The 16,789-nt window shown below is 38.1% G+C and carries 12 protein-coding genes; 8 read left to right on the forward strand and 4 right to left on the reverse strand.

Annotated elements, in window-relative coordinates:
- Positions 1-44: 44 nt before the first annotated feature.
- The 4 genes from AC0KSB_RS08585 to AC0KSB_RS08600 all read right to left on the reverse strand — a co-directional run bounded on the left by AC0KSB_RS08585 (position 45) and on the right by AC0KSB_RS08600 (position 4,596).
- On the reverse strand, positions 45-1,493 hold the full coding sequence (locus AC0KSB_RS08585; protein ID WP_472308279.1) for a phospholipase D-like domain-containing protein: 1,449 nt from the start codon (positions 1,491-1,493) through the stop codon (positions 45-47).
- Between the two features lie 5 nt (positions 1,494-1,498).
- Positions 1,499-2,653 carry an ROK family transcriptional regulator gene (locus AC0KSB_RS08590; protein ID WP_472308281.1) on the reverse strand — a complete coding sequence of 385 codons (1,155 nt, stop codon included), beginning with the start codon at positions 2,651-2,653 and terminating at the stop codon, positions 1,499-1,501.
- 118 nt (positions 2,654-2,771) lie between these two features.
- The gene (locus AC0KSB_RS08595) at positions 2,772-3,812 is read right to left on the reverse strand and encodes a lipoate--protein ligase (protein WP_472308283.1); all 1,041 of its coding nucleotides are present in this window, start codon (positions 3,810-3,812) and stop codon (positions 2,772-2,774) included.
- Between the two features lie 25 nt (positions 3,813-3,837).
- Positions 3,838-4,596, reverse strand: a complete 759-nt coding sequence (locus tag AC0KSB_RS08600) for a DeoR/GlpR family DNA-binding transcription regulator (RefSeq protein WP_472308285.1) — start codon at positions 4,594-4,596, stop codon at positions 3,838-3,840.
- Between the two features lie 450 nt (positions 4,597-5,046).
- On the opposite strand from AC0KSB_RS08600, the gene AC0KSB_RS08605 reads away from it, so the two are divergent.
- The 8 genes from AC0KSB_RS08605 (at position 5,047) to AC0KSB_RS08640 (ending at position 16,750) form a co-directional block, all read left to right on the forward strand.
- Positions 5,047-6,312: a zinc-binding dehydrogenase gene (locus AC0KSB_RS08605; RefSeq protein WP_472308287.1), complete on the forward strand. Its 1,266-nt coding sequence runs from the start codon at positions 5,047-5,049 to the stop codon at positions 6,310-6,312.
- 95 nt (positions 6,313-6,407) lie between these two features.
- The gene (locus tag AC0KSB_RS08610) at positions 6,408-7,520 is read left to right on the forward strand and encodes an SDR family NAD(P)-dependent oxidoreductase (RefSeq protein WP_472308289.1); all 1,113 of its coding nucleotides are present in this window, start codon (positions 6,408-6,410) and stop codon (positions 7,518-7,520) included.
- 19 nt (positions 7,521-7,539) lie between these two features.
- Positions 7,540-8,916, forward strand: a complete 1,377-nt coding sequence (locus AC0KSB_RS08615; protein WP_472308291.1) for a dihydrolipoamide acetyltransferase family protein — start codon at positions 7,540-7,542, stop codon at positions 8,914-8,916.
- A 15-nt stretch (positions 8,917-8,931) separates the two neighbouring features.
- On the forward strand, positions 8,932-10,299 hold the full coding sequence (lpdA, locus tag AC0KSB_RS08620) for a dihydrolipoyl dehydrogenase (RefSeq protein ID WP_472308293.1): 1,368 nt from the start codon (positions 8,932-8,934) through the stop codon (positions 10,297-10,299).
- A gap of 20 nt (positions 10,300-10,319) precedes the next feature.
- On the forward strand, positions 10,320-12,797 hold the full coding sequence (locus tag AC0KSB_RS08625) for an alpha-ketoacid dehydrogenase subunit alpha/beta (protein ID WP_472308295.1): 2,478 nt from the start codon (positions 10,320-10,322) through the stop codon (positions 12,795-12,797).
- Positions 12,798-12,817: 20 nt separating this feature from the next.
- A complete protein-coding gene (locus AC0KSB_RS08630; protein WP_472308297.1) occupies positions 12,818-14,134 on the forward strand; it encodes a PHP domain-containing protein in 1,317 nt (438 codons plus the stop codon).
- A 2-nt stretch (positions 14,135-14,136) separates the two neighbouring features.
- A complete protein-coding gene (locus AC0KSB_RS08635; RefSeq protein WP_472308299.1) occupies positions 14,137-15,249 on the forward strand; it encodes a class II aldolase/adducin family protein in 1,113 nt (370 codons plus the stop codon).
- A gap of 28 nt (positions 15,250-15,277) precedes the next feature.
- Positions 15,278-16,750: a rhamnulokinase gene (locus AC0KSB_RS08640; protein WP_472308301.1), complete on the forward strand. Its 1,473-nt coding sequence runs from the start codon at positions 15,278-15,280 to the stop codon at positions 16,748-16,750.
- Positions 16,751-16,789 lie beyond the last annotated feature (39 nt).

Consider the following 16,789-nt stretch of genomic DNA (forward strand, 5'->3'; position numbering starts at 1 on the left):
TACAAAATGTAACTATTATTTAATACAGAAATATATTATGTTTTCTAAATTAAAAATCTAAATGGTTGTAGTATCCACGACAAGATCACCATAAGAATTCTTTTATACCATTTGGGGTTAACTGGTTTAACATCTGAATTTTTTTCGTATTCATCTGCAGAGATAGCCCTTAAGGATTGTTCTTTGAAATAATTAAAATTATAATTTAATTCTTCATTTAACTCTTTGCTTTTAATAATAAGCATTGTTTCTGTATCTATGTACTTGCTTCTGCGGTCAAAATTAAATGATCCTATTATTGATATTTCAGAGTCAATGCTTATAGATTTGGCATGGACTGAATTTTCGCCTTTGAACTCGTATAAGTCTACTCCTGTATTCAAAATATTTTTCTTGTTCAGACGATAATCTGACAATGCGACTAGATTATCGCCTACAGCTTTTGAATTTAATAATAGTTCTACCTGATCTGTTGTCTGACATATTTCTGTTATATCATCATACATAGCTTTATTGAAAACAGCATAAGGTGACTGAATAACGACCTTTGATTCTGCCGATTTCATTAATTCTATCATCTGAAACCAGACCAGAGGTTCTTTTCCTTTAGTGTGAATTGGATTATTAATCAAATGTATTTGGTCAACAGGGACAAGTATATCTGAATACTCTATTTCAATATTTAAAGGTGATTCTGGATTGGATTGCATACTTTTATAATGGTCTGAAAGATCAAATTTCTTTGTTTCAACACGATTGTTTTTTAATCGTGGTTCGCTTCCATACATTGTTCTGTTTACATCTAAAGACCACAAGGAATCGAAATATTCTATGATTTCATATATGGAAGAAGGCAAATCGGCTTTTTCTAATTTGTTGTTGTATACCAAAACTTCTCTATCATAACTCATTTTATCAGGCTCATAGTCACCGAGAAAATAATCATAATTGTTTCTTCCGCCGATTAAATATGCGTTGTCATCTACAATTAATATTTTGTCATGCATTCTCCCGTGCAGACGCCAAGGTCTTGATATAGATGGTAGTTGATAAAACTTGAATTCTATATTGGGGTGATTTCCGGCGGCATAGAACAAAGATTTTCTTGACATATGCATGCTTCCGGCCAAACCGTCAACTAAAATTTCTACCTGAACTCCTCGATCGGCAGCTGCTATAAGGCATGCAATTACATCTTGACTGCTGTTATCGTTTCTCATATCAAAAGTTGATAAACGAATCTGGTTTTCTGCTTGTTCAATCATCTGCAGTCTTATACTCAGAGCATCCATTCCGTCTTCTATGATAGCAGCATAATCTGATACTGTAAGTTCTGAATTGAGAATGTCTGGCAGAACAAATTCCTGCTTAAAATCAGCACTGACTTGCTGTTCAATTATAAAAGGTGCTGAAGAACCGATAATAAAATATATTATAATTAAAAGAGAAATATTACGGATTTTAAATTTTCGGTTTTTTCTTTGACTTTCCATAACCACTAATTGATTCTATTAATAAAATTGCCTATCTGCTGATATGCGGCGCCTAAAGCTGACGCTTCATAGTGATGATTACATGTTTTAATATAATTACCGTCAGGCTCAAAAGTGTTCAACTCTGCAGCTTTAGATCTTAGATCATCTATATATGGTTCCATAAAACCGCCTACATATCCACCAATTATAATATTGCTGTCGAATATCATTCTCAGACTATTTACCTGAATTGCAAGATAATATAAGTACTCGTCCCATATTTTTTGCAGGTTGTTGTCACCTTTGCTTAATTTCAGAAAAAATATATCCAGTTTACCATCAGTATGTTCGGAGAGAATAGTTGCATTGCAATATGCGTCAAAACAGCCTTTTTTACCGCAGTAGCAAAGTTTTCCTTCAGGAACAATAGTATTGTGACCAAACTCTGCACTTCTCCAGTTATCACCGATGAAAAGTTGCTTAAGAACATAATCTTCTTTGCCATAAAACTGCTCGTTTCCCAATATAGCTCCACCGACACCATTACTTAAAGAAAGATAAATTCTGCCCTTTACAGGATTTTTGCCACTTATTTCGGCAACCATAGCTGCATTTGCATCGTTTAGGAAAAAACAGTCATATGGGATTTCCTTTGTAATAAAATTAAAAGGTACATCAAATATTCTTAATACGTGAGAATGAGATATTTTACGATTTCTATAATCCATAATACCTGGAATTGATATTCCTACACCAAGTACTTTTTCCTTTTCTACGGAGCTTCTTTTTATTGCCTGCTCAATAAATTCGAAAATCTGTCTGTAGTATACTGTCTTGTTTTGAAAATCTATCTTAAACTTCTCACTTGATACCATTTCTCCTTTGAGGTTTGCAATGACAATACTGATATTACGCTTTCCTATTTCCAAACCTATACCAAAATAAGCATTTGCCACAACATCTAGTGACCTTGCTTTTCTGCCTCCTTTGGAAGCTATTGTGCCTGTTTCTGTAATCAACCCGGAAGCTATCAGCTCTTTAACGTTTTGCAGCACGGTGGGGCCGCTTATGCGCAAAGCATTAGCAATTTCAGGCATAGAAACGTTATCATGATTTTTAATGTAATTAAAAGTATTAATTTTATTTATTCTTTTTACCTGAATATTGCTTGTTATCATAATATTTACACCTGCAGAAATTTATTTGTATACTCATACTCTTGGTAGTTTAACATAACTGCAGTAAAGTGTGAATATTCTGTCTAAATAGTATTTTATAGCTTTCGTTGTGTATTTTTTACCAGCCTTGTTTTTTTATCCAGTCTGAAATATCTTGAATTATTCGTTCTTTTTCTGTTACGAAACTTTGGCTGAAATCGTCTGATTTTAATAACCTGGCTATTATATCTGAAGAGTGAAATTTACAACCTTCCAGAAGGATCGCTATATCTTTTAAAAGATCGCTTTCCAAAGCATCTGAATAAATTCGAGATTTCTTTATGAAACCATCGCTAATAACAAATCCTAGACGTATCATGCCCCAGTCAAATCTTGTTTCAATTTCAATATCGAAATTTATAGTTTCACCATATCTCCAATCCCATGAGGAAAAAGTTTTTTCTATCGTAGAGAAACTTTGATCAACATTGAACTCGTGATCTGTTAAATATTTATAACTATATTCATTTTCCCGATTTTCATTCAACTGTTCAACATAAAGATGAAAAGAATCAATCATTGATTCCTCAAGATCCTTTACAGTTATGTCCGGCGCAATAGATTTTAGATTAGTTATTCTTGATCTAACAGATTTTACTCCTTTGGCCGCTAGTTTAGCTGGCGATACAGTTAAATATCTGCCGACTCTTTCATATTCTGAATGAACCAGTAATGTTCCATGATGCAGTCCGAAACCTTTATCAATTCTGAATGCGTTGCCGGAAAATTTTAAGCCATTAGTTAGCAGGTCATTTCTTCCAGAGCGTTCTGCCTGAATTCCTGTTTTCTGAACTGCTTTTAAAACGAGGTGGAAAGTGTTGTCGAGATTAAAAAGTTTTTCGGGTAGGATGATAGAAAAATTCAAATTACCAAGATCGTGGAAAACTGCGCCGCCTCCGGTGGTTCTGCGGGCAAGTCGTCCGCCTTCCTCTTCCAGTAATGCAGTTTTGCATTCTGCCCAGGCGTTTTGATTGCGTCCTATTACTACAGTATTTTGATTTTGCCAGAGATATAATGCTACCGAATCATTATCGGGCATATTATGCATCAAATACTCTTCCAGAGCCAGATTATGCCAGGGGTTATGACTGGAAGATTTAATAATCAGTGCCTGGGACATTAAAATTACCTCGTATATTTTATTCTCATAGAAGGACAACGCGTGCTTGCCTGATTGCCTTTAAATAATCTTCCGGTAGCTGATCATCCGTAATCAAGGTCTGAATTTGATTTAATCTTGCAAAAGTATAAGGCATTCCGGTATTTACCTTACTTGAATCCATCATCAATATTACTTGCTGTGCTTTGCGAATAATAAGCCTTTTCAGCTCGGCTTCGTAATAATCGCCACAAGTGAACCCGTTTTGCAAGGAGAAGGCGCTTGCTGCCATAAAAGCTATATCTATATTTATAGATTTGACATATTCTGTAGCGTTGAAACCCGATAAGGTCAAGGTATCTCTATTCAACTGCCCGCCGGTAAGGTTCACTTTTACATTAGAATTTTTAATTAACTCGAGTGCGATATTAGGTGCCGGTGTCAGCACAAATAGATTCTGATCACTGATTTTCTGCGCAAGAGACATGCAGGTCGTTCCGGAGTCTATATAAATAGATCTTCCGGAAGAAATAAGTTGAGCTGCCTTCTCGGCGATTCTCATTTTGGCGGGGGTATTGGATGCTTGCCTTTGAGTATATACTGCCTCTTTTAACATAGACAGATGCGCAATAGACTTAGCTCCACCACGTATTCTGATAATGCGACCCTGTCTTTCAAGTGCTTCCAGATCACGCCTCAAAGTCATGCTCGAAACATCAGAATACTCTTTTTCCAGTTCAGATAGTTTTACTTCGCCTCGCATTTGAATGATCTCATTAATGGCTTCGCGTCGCTCTTTTGGCATTTGAAACCTCCAAAAATTACATGAAAATCTAGTGTGTTATGTTTAGTTAAACAAATCATAACACAGGCTGTTAATTATTACAATAATCAAGATTTCAAGCTGGGGAAAATATTTATAAAAAACAAGAATTAAAATATGTTTCTCTTAAAATCCCTTTGTTTCAGTGTTTTCAAGCTTTCTGGTTTTGGATAAAAAATTTAAATCGCTTTTTTGTTTTGATGTTAATAAATGTTAAAAGATGATAAAAGTGTGAAAAATATTAACTGTTAGGTGTTAACATTTAACAAATATGTGTTATAATCTAACATAGACATTTAAGCTATGTGAAATTAAACTGCTTTTTTAGATAACGAGCTAATTGTAGTATCTATCTAAGAGGTTTAGTAACTTGGTCAATAATAACTGAAAAGAACAAAATACATTGGTTTCTGTAAAAGGAGGATTTACTTAATGAAAACTAAAGCTGTAAGACTTTATGGGAAAAGCGATCTTAGACTGGAGGAATTTGAACTTCCGCAAATAGGTGAAGGAGAGATTCTGGCCAAAATTGTTTCTGACAGCATATGCATGTCTTCTTATAAAGCTGCAATACAAGGTTCTGATCATAAACGTGTCCCAGAAGATATTAATGAAAATCCAATAATTATAGGACATGAATTTTGTGGAGAAATAGTTGAAGTTGGGAGTAAGTGGGCAGGGCAGTTTAAGGCTGGTGATAGATTTGCGATACAGCCGGCAATCAATGATCCTAAAAATGTTTATGCCGCTCCCGGCTATACTTTCCGCCATATTGGCGGTGCTTCTCAGTACATCGTCATTCCTGAGATCGTAATGGAAAGAAACTGTCTTTTGCATTATGAAGGAGATGCTTTCTACTTTGGTTCTTTGGGTGAACCTGTATCTTGTATTGTAGGTGGTTTCCATGTTAATTATCACACTACAGCTGGTAGTTATGAGCATAAAATGGGTATAGTAGAAGGCGGCAAAATGGCTTTGCTGGCAGGTGTTGGACCAATGGGTCTTGGTGCAATTGACTATGCTATTCATGGACCGCGCCGTCCTGGTCTTCTTGTTGTCACAGATATAGATGAGGCTCGTCTGGCAAGAGCTGCTTCCATATATACTGTTGAAGAAGCCAAGAAAAATGGTGTTGAACTAATTTACGTTAATACATCCAAGATGCAGGATGTTCCTGCAGAATTATTAAAATTATCAGAAGGGGATGGATATAATGATGTTTATGTTTATGCCCCTGTTGCAGCAGTTGTAGAGCAGGCTGATAAAATACTGGCATACGATGGTTGTCTGAATTTCTTTGCCGGACCTACAAATACAGAATTTGCTGCTAGTTTTAATTTTTATAATGTTCATTATAATGCTACACATGTTGCCGGAAATAGCGGTGGTAATACCGATGACCTGATAGAATCTTTGGATCTGATGGCCAAAGGAAAACTCGATCCTTCAGCTATGATAACTCATGTTGGTGGACTTGATAGTGTTGTTGATACTACACTTAACCTTCCTAAAATACCGGGTGGTAAAAAACTTATTTATACGCATGTAAGTATGCCTCTTACAGCTTTAGATGATTTCCGCAAGCTTGGAGAAAAAGACCAGATGTTTGCTAAACTTGCCGATATTGTTGAGTCTAATAATGGACTTTGGTGTATGGAAGCTGAAAAATATCTTTTAGAAAATGCTGACTGCATCTGATTTAAGCGGCCGGATCGGACAAATCTGCCGATCCGGTTTTTGTAATTTGCTGTAAACGTTGTTGGTAAAATTCAATTAATGAAAGGATATACAAAATGTCAAATTGGATCGAGCAAATGGAAAGTAAGAAGCATGTGGCTGCGGCAATTGCACCTGCTTTACGGTCGCTTTTCAAAGAAAATGGAAAATTGCAGCTTGTTTCTTATTCAGAGACAAAAATCAGTGATGATGCTTTGAGTTTCAATGCGGATGAATATGATGATTTAGAATCTTTGTATGCTGGTTTTCAGAAAATGGCTTTGGAAAACAAGTCCGCTAAGTCAATAATGATTGAAGGTATCGGGCAATTCTCTTTCAATGAACCCGGCACAAATGCTGAACAAAACCGTCTTAAAGGGAAAATTGCATTAGTTACGGGCGGTGCCCAGGGTTTCGGTGAAGGTATCGCACGTGAACTTGCAGCTGCTGGTGCACATGTTGTCATTGCTGATTTAAACAATGAATTGGCCGGCCAGGTCGCTGGTTCTCTTTGTTCTGAATATGGTGCAAACGCAGGTAAAGCTTTTCCTGTAAATGTTGGTGATGAGAGTTCCGTTAAAGATTTGATGGAGAATATTGCTTTGGCATATGGTGGGCTGGATATTCTTGTAAGTAATGCAGGTGTGCTTAAAGCAGGTGGTTTGGAAGATATGACGCTCAACGCATTTGAATTTGTTACAAGAATAAATTACACGGCTTTCTTTTTGGTGGCTAAATACGGATCAAGACCAATGAAGATTCAGACAAGATTTGACAAAGCCTACTATGGCGATATTGTTCAAATCAATTCCAAATCAGGATTAGAAGGCTCAAACAAGAATTTTGCTTATGCAGGCGGTAAATTTGGCGGTATAGGACTTGTTCAGAGTTTTGCTAAGGAATTGGTCGAAGATAATATCAAGGTAAATGCAATCTGTCCTGGTAATTATTATGAAGGTCCACTTTGGAGTGATCCTGAAAAGGGACTTTTTACTCAGTATTTAAATGCTGGCAAAGTTCCTGGAGCTAAAACAGTAGAAGATGTTTATGAATTCTATGTTTCAAAGGTTCCTATGCGTCGTGGCTGTTCTCCATTGGATGTAACAAAAGCCATTATGTATTGTGTAGAACAACAATATGAAACCGGACAGGCAATTCCTGTCACCGGTGGACAGAATATGCTTAAATAATTAGGAGGTAAGAGAGAATATGGCTACTGCTGTAATTATGCCTCGTCAGGGGCAATCTGTTGAAAGCTGCATAATTGGTAAATGGCATAAACAAAAAGGAGATGTTGTCAAAAACGGCGACATGCTTTTTACCTATGAGACGGATAAAGCAACTTTTGACGAAACTGCAAAAGTTGATGGAGTTTTGTTGGAGTGTTTTTTTGAAGAGGGCGATGATGTTCCTTGCTTAATGAATGTCTGTGTTATTGGTGAAGAGGGAGAAGATTTTTCTGAATTTGACCCGCGTGGGGAAAATGAAGAAGAAAATGAAGAATCTGTATCAAATGAAGTTTCTGCAAAAGAAGAAGAAAAAGACGTTATCCAGACTAGCGAAAACACGATTTCTTCTGTTGCAGGTGACTTGCCAGAAGCAATCAGTCCCAGAGCAAAAAAACTGGCTGAAAAAGCAGGTGCCGATCTGAGGTTTGCTCAGCCAACGGGGCCGAAAAACCGGGTTATAGAAAGAGATGTTCAGAAATTGATAGATGAAGGCAGGCTTGTAACGCAAGCTGCCGGTTATGCGCATGGTACTGATATTGTAGGAACAGGTATAGGCGGAAGAGTATCTGTAAGTGATACGAAAAATATCGTTGCAGCAACTTCGGCTTCTGGTGGAAAAGTTGTTGATGCAGGTCCTGAGAGTTATGTAGAAAAGCATAGCAATATTCGTAAAGTTATTGCACGTTCAATGCATGCTTCACTTGCTCAAATGGCACAGCTTACCCTTAACACAAGCTTTGATGCCAGCGACATTTTATCTTTGCGCAAGCGTCTAAAAGCCGCGGGTGAAAAGGGTCTGAATACAGAAAATGGATTTGCTCTTGCAGAAAAAGTGCCTACTCTAAACGATATTATCCTTTATGCGGCGGCTAATACTTTATCAAGACATCCAGAATGCAATGCTCATTACGATGATGAAAAAATGACATTTTTCAACAGAGTGCATATGGGTGTTGCTGTTGATACTCCGCGTGGTTTAATGGTTCCTACCATTTTTAATTCAGATCTGATGAGCCTTTCAGAACTATCTGCTTCTGTGAAATCATCTGTTGCAGCATGTCAGGAGGGCACAATCAATCCAGATGTTCTCAAGGGTGGTACTTTTACTGTAACTAATTTGGGAACACTTGGTATAGAATCATTTACGCCTGTTATAAATCCACCGCAAACATGTATTCTTGGTGTAAATACAATTACGACAAAAGTGCGTGAAGTTAATGGTGAGATAAAAACCTATCCATCAATGGCACTGTCTCTTACTTTTGATCACAGAGCGCTTGACGGTGCTCCGGCAGCCAGATTCCTGAAAGATCTTAAAACAGTTCTTGAGAATTTTTCTCTGTTGCTGATGCATTAAAAAGGGAGGACAGTAATGTTTGATTTAATAGTAATAGGTGGAGGTCCAGGCGGTTATCTTGCTGCAGAACGGGCAGGTGAAGCAGGCCTATCTACTCTTCTCATAGAAAAAAATAAGCTGGGAGGGGTTTGCCTTAATGAAGGCTGTATACCTTCCAAGACTCTTTTGAACAGTGCCAAAGTATATGATCATGCAAAAAATGGTGAAAAATATGGTGTTACGTCAAGTGATGCTAAAATTGATCAGGCAGTAGTTGTTGCTCGTAAAAATAAGGTTGTGAAAAATCTTGTTGCCGGTATCAATGCTCAGTTAAAGAGTAAAAAGGTTACTATAAAGCAGGGCTTTGGCAAGATTGAAGGACGTTCCGCGGATGGAATAATAACGGTTTCTGTTGAAAATGAAAAATTTGAAGGGAAACGTTTATTGATTGCAACCGGTTCGGAAGCCGTGGTGCCGCCTATTCCCGGTGTACGTGAAGGTATGCAGGATGGTTCTGTTGTTACTAATCGTGAGATTCTAGATCTGGAAATAATTCCTGATACCATGGTTGTTGTAGGTGGTGGAGTTATAGGTCTGGAAATGGCAAATTATTTTAGCACGGTGGGTACAAAAGTTACTGTAGTTGAGATGCTTGACCATATTGCCGGTGCGGCAGATAGAGAAATAGCCTCTGTTTTGCAAAAAAGCTTTGAGAAAAAAGGCATTGTTTTCCATCTTGGCTGTCAGGTTACGGAAGTAAACGGCGGCAAAGTTAGCTTTAAAGATCAGTCGGGCAAGATAAATACGACAGATTCACAGGTTACCTTGATGAGCGTCGGCAGAAGAGCGGTTACTCAGAACTTTGGACTTGAGAATATAAATGTTCTGGTAGAACGAGGACGTATAGTTACTGATTCACAAGGACGTACAAATGTACCTGGTGTATATGCCGTTGGTGATGTTAATGGTGTCTGGATGCTTGCACATGCTGCCTATCGTGAAGCAGAAGTTGCAATAAACACCATTGTAGGTAAAAAGGATAACATGCGTTATCAGGCTATGCCTTCCGTTATCTACACCAATCCAGAAATGGCTTTTGTTGGTGAAACTGAAGAAACCTGCAAAGAAAAAGGGATTGAATACAAAAAAGTATCATTGCCGATGAATTATAGTGGCCGTTATATGGCTGAAAATGACTCAGGCGACGGTTTGATCAAATTGCTAATTGATCCTGCCGATAAAAGATTGATAGGTTGTCATATGATTGGCAGTTATGCATCAGAAATTATTCTTGCTGCAGGAATGCTGGTTGAAACAGAAATGACAGTTGATCATATAAAAGAACTGATTTTCCCTCACCCGACTGTGGGCGAGATAATACGTGAAGCGATATTTCATAGCTAATATAAAGCGGAGGTAAAAAAATGGCCAAACAACTACCTGTAAACCCTAAAGAAGTAAGAGCTGCAAGCTGGATCGAATTCGAGAAAATTCCGGTGAATCAGTATCAGAAAAAACCAAGTGAAGAAACTAAAAAATTCAGTAAAGATGAAATGCTGAAAATATATCGTGATATGCGCATGATTCGTGAGTTCGAAAATATGCTGTATTCGATAAAAACAACAAACAGCTATAATGGACTTGACTACAACAATCCCGGTCCGGCTCATCTTTCTATGGGTCAGGAAGCCGCTGCTGTAGGTCAGGCTTATCATCTGAATAAAAATGACTTTATTTTCGGTTCTCATAGAAGTCATGGAGATATTTTGGCAAAAAGTCTTTCGGCGATAGAAAAGCTAACAGATCAGGAATTACTGGAAATTATGGAAGGTTTTCTTGATGGCGCGATCTGGAAAATAATCGAAAAAGATAATGTAGGCAAAGATCGTACTGTTAAGGAAATGGCAATAGATTTTCTTATTTATGGAACTCTAGCTGAAGTATTTGCCAAAAATACCGGTTTTCATAAAGGTCTCGGCGGATCTATGCACGCCTTTTTCCTTCCTTTTGGTGTATATCCTAACAATGCTATTGTCGGTGGTTCAGCCGATATTTCTGTTGGTTCTGCACTTTACAAAAAAATTAACAGTAAACCAGGAATTGTTATCTGTAATATAGGTGATGGATCTATGGGCTGTGGTCCTGTCTGGGAAGGCTTAATGATGTCGGCTATGGATCAGTTCAGAACTCTCTGGGAAGGTGATATGAAAGGCGGATTGCCGCTTATATTTAATATCATGAATAACCAGTATGCTATGGGCGGACAAACTCGTGGTGAAACAATGGGATATGACTTTGTTGCCAGGATAGGCGCAGGTGTTAATCCTGAACAGATGCATGCAGAGCGTATAGATGGTTATAATCCTTTGGCTGTAATAGATGCCATGGAAAGAAAAATGGAGATCATTAAAGAAAAACGCGGCCCGGTTCTGCTTGACACTGTTACATACCGTTATGCAGGTCATTCTCCTTCAGATGCAGATTCTTACCGTACAGTTGAGGAGAAAGAGGCTTGGGAAAGAGAAGATTCTATCCAGTCCTTCCGTTCTGATCTTGTTTTGGCAGGTGTTATCAGTGAGTCTGAATTTGAAGCTGTTGATGAATTTGTTATAAAAACTGTGACTTCAGCAGTTCGTTTGGCAATAGATCCAGAAATTTCTCCTCGTATGGATCTTAATAAAAATCCAGATGAGATTGAAAAGATAATGTTCTCTAATCAGAAAGTTGCCAAAATGGAAGATCGCCCTGCTGATATGCTGCAAAAACGTGAAGACAATGCACGTGTGAAGCAGATTGCCCGTAAGATCAGATTTGCCTACGATGAAAAAGGTAAACCTGTTTCAAAAAATAAGGCTTATCAGTTGCGTGATGGTTTGTTCGAAGCTATTTTGGATAAATTCTATGAAGATCCTACATTGGTTGCCTATGGTGAAGAAAATCGTGACTGGGGCGGAGCTTTTGCCGTATATCGTGGTTTAACAGAAGCTGTACCTTATCACAGACTGTTTAATTCTCCTATTTCAGAAGCTGCAATTGTCGGATCTGCCGTAGGCTATGCTATGAGTGGTGGACGTGCTTTGGTAGAACTTATGTACTGTGACTTCTTAGGTCGAGCAGGTGATGAAGTTTTCAATCAGCTTCCTAAATGGCAGGCAATGTCAGCCGGTATTTTGAAAATGCCTGTTGTCGTTCGTGTCTCTGTTGGTTCTAAGTATGGTGCGCAGCATTCGCAGGACTGGACTTCGCTTTGTGCACAGATTCCTGGTTTGAAAGTAGTATTCCCTGTCACTCCTTATGATTCAAAGGGTCTTATGGCTGCTGCTCTTAATGGTACTGATCCTGTACTCTTCTTTGAAAGTCAGAGAATATATGATATTGCAGAACAATTCCATGAAGGCGGAGTTCCTGAGGAAAGTTATGAAATCGAAATTGGTGAGCCAGATATCAAGAAAAAAGGTTCAGATTTGACAATTTTAACGATAGGCGCTACTTTGTACCGTGCTCTTGATGCGGCCAAAATATTCGAAGAGAAGTATGGTATAAGTGTAGAAGTTATAGACGCTCGTTCGATGGTTCCTTTTAATTATGAAATGGTAATCGAATCAGTAAAGAAAACAGGAAAAATTATTGTAGCAGGCGATGCTTGTGATCGTGGCTCTTATCTGAGTGATCTGGCTCGCAATATAAATGACCTGTGCTTTGATGATCTTGATGCACCGGCAGTAGTTCTCGGTTCACGCAACTGGATAACACCGGCATATGAACTTGAAGAACACTTCTTCCCACAGGCTGACTGGTTCATTGATATTTTCCATGAAAAAATTCAGCCGCTCAATGATTATGTTGCAAAGCAAAGCTTTACTGATGTTGAAACAATCCGCCGTAACCGACTTGGAGTATAAGAATACAAAGAGGTGCATAAATGAGTCAGGATAAAAAAAACAAGTTGATTGAACAACTGAACGCTCCGTTAGAGCAAGATAGACTAAAGGCTTTACAGGATCTGCGTGATCTTGTGATTTCCGGTGAAATATCTGCTCCTGAGAGTGGGCGTGATGTAAATAATCATATTCATACTACATATTCTTTCTCGCCATATTCACCATCAAAAGCTGTGTGGAGAGCCTGGGAATCCGGGCTCTCCACTGCTGGCATCATGGATCATGACGCCATAGCGGGTGCGAGAGAATTCATAGCGGCAGGAAGAATAATGAACCTGCCAACTACAATTGGCGCAGAATGCAGAGCATCTTTTGCCAAAACTGATTTTGCCGGTAAAAGAATAAATAATCCAGATCAGAATTCAGTAGCATACGTTGCTTTGCATGGTGTTCCGCACAGTCAAATAGATGAATTGGAACGTTTCTTTTTGCCAATAAGAAAAGCTCGCAGTATCAGAAACAGAAAAATGACAGCTAAATTAAACGAATTGCTGGCTCCTGCGGAATTGATTTTGGATTATGACCGGGATATAAAAACCTTATCTTTATATCCTGCCGGAGGAGAAGTGACGGAGAGGCATCTTCTTTATGCAGTTGCACTCAAATTGCTTGATCGCTTTGGAGCAAATATTGAGCTTATAGATTTTCTGAAGTCCAAACTAAATATCCCTGTTTCTGAAAAAGCGGCAGCTCAATTGTCAGATGATTCTAATCCCCATATTGCGTATGATTTGCTGGGATTGTTGAAAAGTGATCTTGTGGAGAAGTTTTATATATCCGCAGATGAAGAGGAGTGTCCACCGATTGCAGCGGTTGCTCATTTTGCGTCAAAGCATGGCATTGTGTTGGCATATCCTTATCTTGGAGATGTAACAAGCTCAGTTACAGGCGATAAAAAAGCTCAGACTTTTGAAGATAATTATCTTGAGGAATTATTTGAATCATTAAAATCACTTGGATTCAAAGCTGTGACTTATATGCCTTCAAGAAATACAAGAGAACAGTTAATACGATTAAAAAATCTATGTGAAAAACATGAATTCTTCCAAATCAGCGGTGAGGATATTAATCAGCCAAGGCAGGGCTTCATTTGTGAAGCAATGCGTGATCCTTTCTTTTCTAATCTTTATGATGCTGCTTGGGCTCTGATAGGGCATGAACTTACAGCAACCGACAGTCTAGATCAGGGAATGTTTTCTGAGCAGACTTTAAGCAAGATGAACAGTCTTGATGAAAGAATAGTCTTTTATCGTGATCAGGCTCTTGAACGTCATAATATTAAACAGATGGAGGTGTGATAATGAATCAATCGTATTTTGAAAAACACAAGACAAGACTGGCCGATTTTGCCAGGATGTCGCAGCAGGCAGGTGCAAGATCAGATTATGTTCAAGGTGGCGGTGGTAATACGTCATGCAAGCTAGATGATAAATTAATGGCTATAAAAGCCTCAGGTTATAGATTAGATCAAATCACGCAAGACAAAGCATATGCAGTTTTAGACTACTCTTTGTTGCGTGAGTTTTATGGCAAAACTAATCCTTCAGATCTTGAAGATGTTGAGAAATCTGGTTCAGCCAAGGCCAAAGAAGCTCTTGTGCAAATAGAAGAACTTGATGTTTTAAGACCATCGGTTGAGGCTGGCTTTCATTCTATGCTTGATATCTTTGTGCTGCACTCTCATTCTGTTTATGCCAATCTTATAACCTGTAGCGTGCAAGGCAGAGAAATTGCCGAAAAAATAATGTCTTCTTTGGGAATGCCCTATGCATATGTTCCTTATATTAATCCCGGAGCACAGCTTACTTTTGAAATTGCAGGTGCAAGAGAAACTGTAAAATCCAAGTCCGGAGTTTATCCGCAAATAATATTTATGGAAAATCATGGTTTGATAGCAACTGCAGATGATGTTGATGACTGTCTTAATATTCATGAAAAAGTTAACCAGGCAATAATTGAATATTTTGAGCTTAATGCTAAATCTTGGCCTGATATAAAACTTGATAAAATCAATGATACAATGTTTATATCAAAGACTGCATGGTTGTCAGATCGTCTTTTGAAAATGACTTGGACAGCAGATTTGTTTGCCGGTCAGGCTCTTTATCCTGATCAGTTGGTTTTTCTAGCAGGTCAAGTAAAAGAGATAGCAGCCGGTAGTGCAAAGCAGTGGCTGGATGGTGAGAAAGCTGATGAACAAAAGTGTCTGATTTTCAGAGAAACTGGTGAAGTTATATATCAGTGTAAGGAAAAAGAAGCCTTGACTATTGATCAGACTTTAACAGCAATTCTCTTCATATACGAAAATGTAGAAGCAAAAAGTTATGATGTTCAGGTAATGAATGAAGCAGGAAAAGATTTTATAAGTAACTGGGAAAGCGAAAAATACCGTAAGTCTGTTGCAGAAGAATGATTAATCAATAATTGCAGGAGGAAAGATCATGTCAGAAAAAAAACAACTACTGGCTTTTGATTTTGGTGCATCTAGTGGGCGTGCAATGCTTGGTATCTATGACGGCAGTAAAATCGAATTACAGGAAATTCACAGATTTTCAAATGATCCGGTTATGGTGAATGGAACACTATACTGGGATGTTTTGAGACTTTTTCATGAAATTAAGCAGGGTCTTATAAAAGCTAAAAATTTTGGCAAAATAGATAGTCTGGGTATTGATACATGGGGTGTTGATTTTGGTCTGATAGATAAATATGGTCAATTACTGGCTAACCCTGTGCACTATCGTGATAGCAGAACTCAGGAAATGATGGAGGAAGTCTTCAAGATTATTCCTAAAGATGTTTTATATAAACGCACAGGAATACAGTTTATTTTCTTTAATTCATTGTTTCAGTTTATGGCTTTAAAACAAAAGCGTCCTGATTTGCTTGAACAGGCAGAATGTGCATTGTTTATGCCTGATTTGTTTTTGTATCTTCTCACTGGGCGTAAAAATGCTGAATATACTATGGCATCTACTACACAAATGCTTGATCCTGTAAAAGGTGATTGGGCCTTTGATCTGATTGAAAAACTAGGTATTCCCAGCCGGTTATTCTGTCCGATACAAGATGCGGGGACTCCAGCCCTTCCTTTATCTCAGGAATTGTGTGATGAGCTTAAAATAGATCCTATACAGACTATTGCAGTAACGTCACATGATACAGCTTCGGCTGTTGTATCTGTTCCTGCAACGGAAAAAGATTTTGTCTATATTAGCAGTGGCACATGGTCTTTGATGGGCATAGAAAGTGATAATCCACTCATAAATGATCTGTCTTTTAAATATAATTTTACAAATGAAGGCGGATATGGCAGAAAAACAAGATTCTTGAAAAATATAATGGGTCTTTGGCTAATTCAAGAGTCAAGACGTCAGTGGATAAGAGAAGGTGAAGAGGTCAGTTATGCGGATATGGAAAGAGAAGCACTTACCTGCAAGCCTTTCCGGTGCTTTATAGATCCGGATGATCTTAGTCTGTCAACTCCGGGAGACATGCCTTCAAGAATAAGGAAATTATGCGAAAAAACAGGTCAGTATGTACCTCAGACCAGAGGAGAGGTTGTTCGTTGTATCTATGAGAGTCTTGCTCTTAAGTATCGTGTAACTAAAGAGCAGATAGAAGAGGTTTCACAGCGTGAATACCCTGTATTGCATGTAGTAGGTGGAGGAACAAAAGATGGTTTATTATCACAGTTTACTTCCAATGCAACCAATAGTAAGGTTATAGCAGGTCCGATTGAAGCTACAGCATTAGGCAATATGGCAGTACAGCTGATGGGGCAAGGCCAGATAAAATCTCTGGAAGAAGCTAGAAAAGTAATAGCAGCATCTTTTGATCTAAAAATTTATGAACCAGAAGACACCGAGGTTTGGGAAGTGGCTTTGAATCGTTACCGCAAATTGTATTTGTGAATTGATTAGATATAGTATAAAAAAAGAAGCTGCTGCATT

Source organism: Ercella succinigenes, assembly GCF_900002895.1.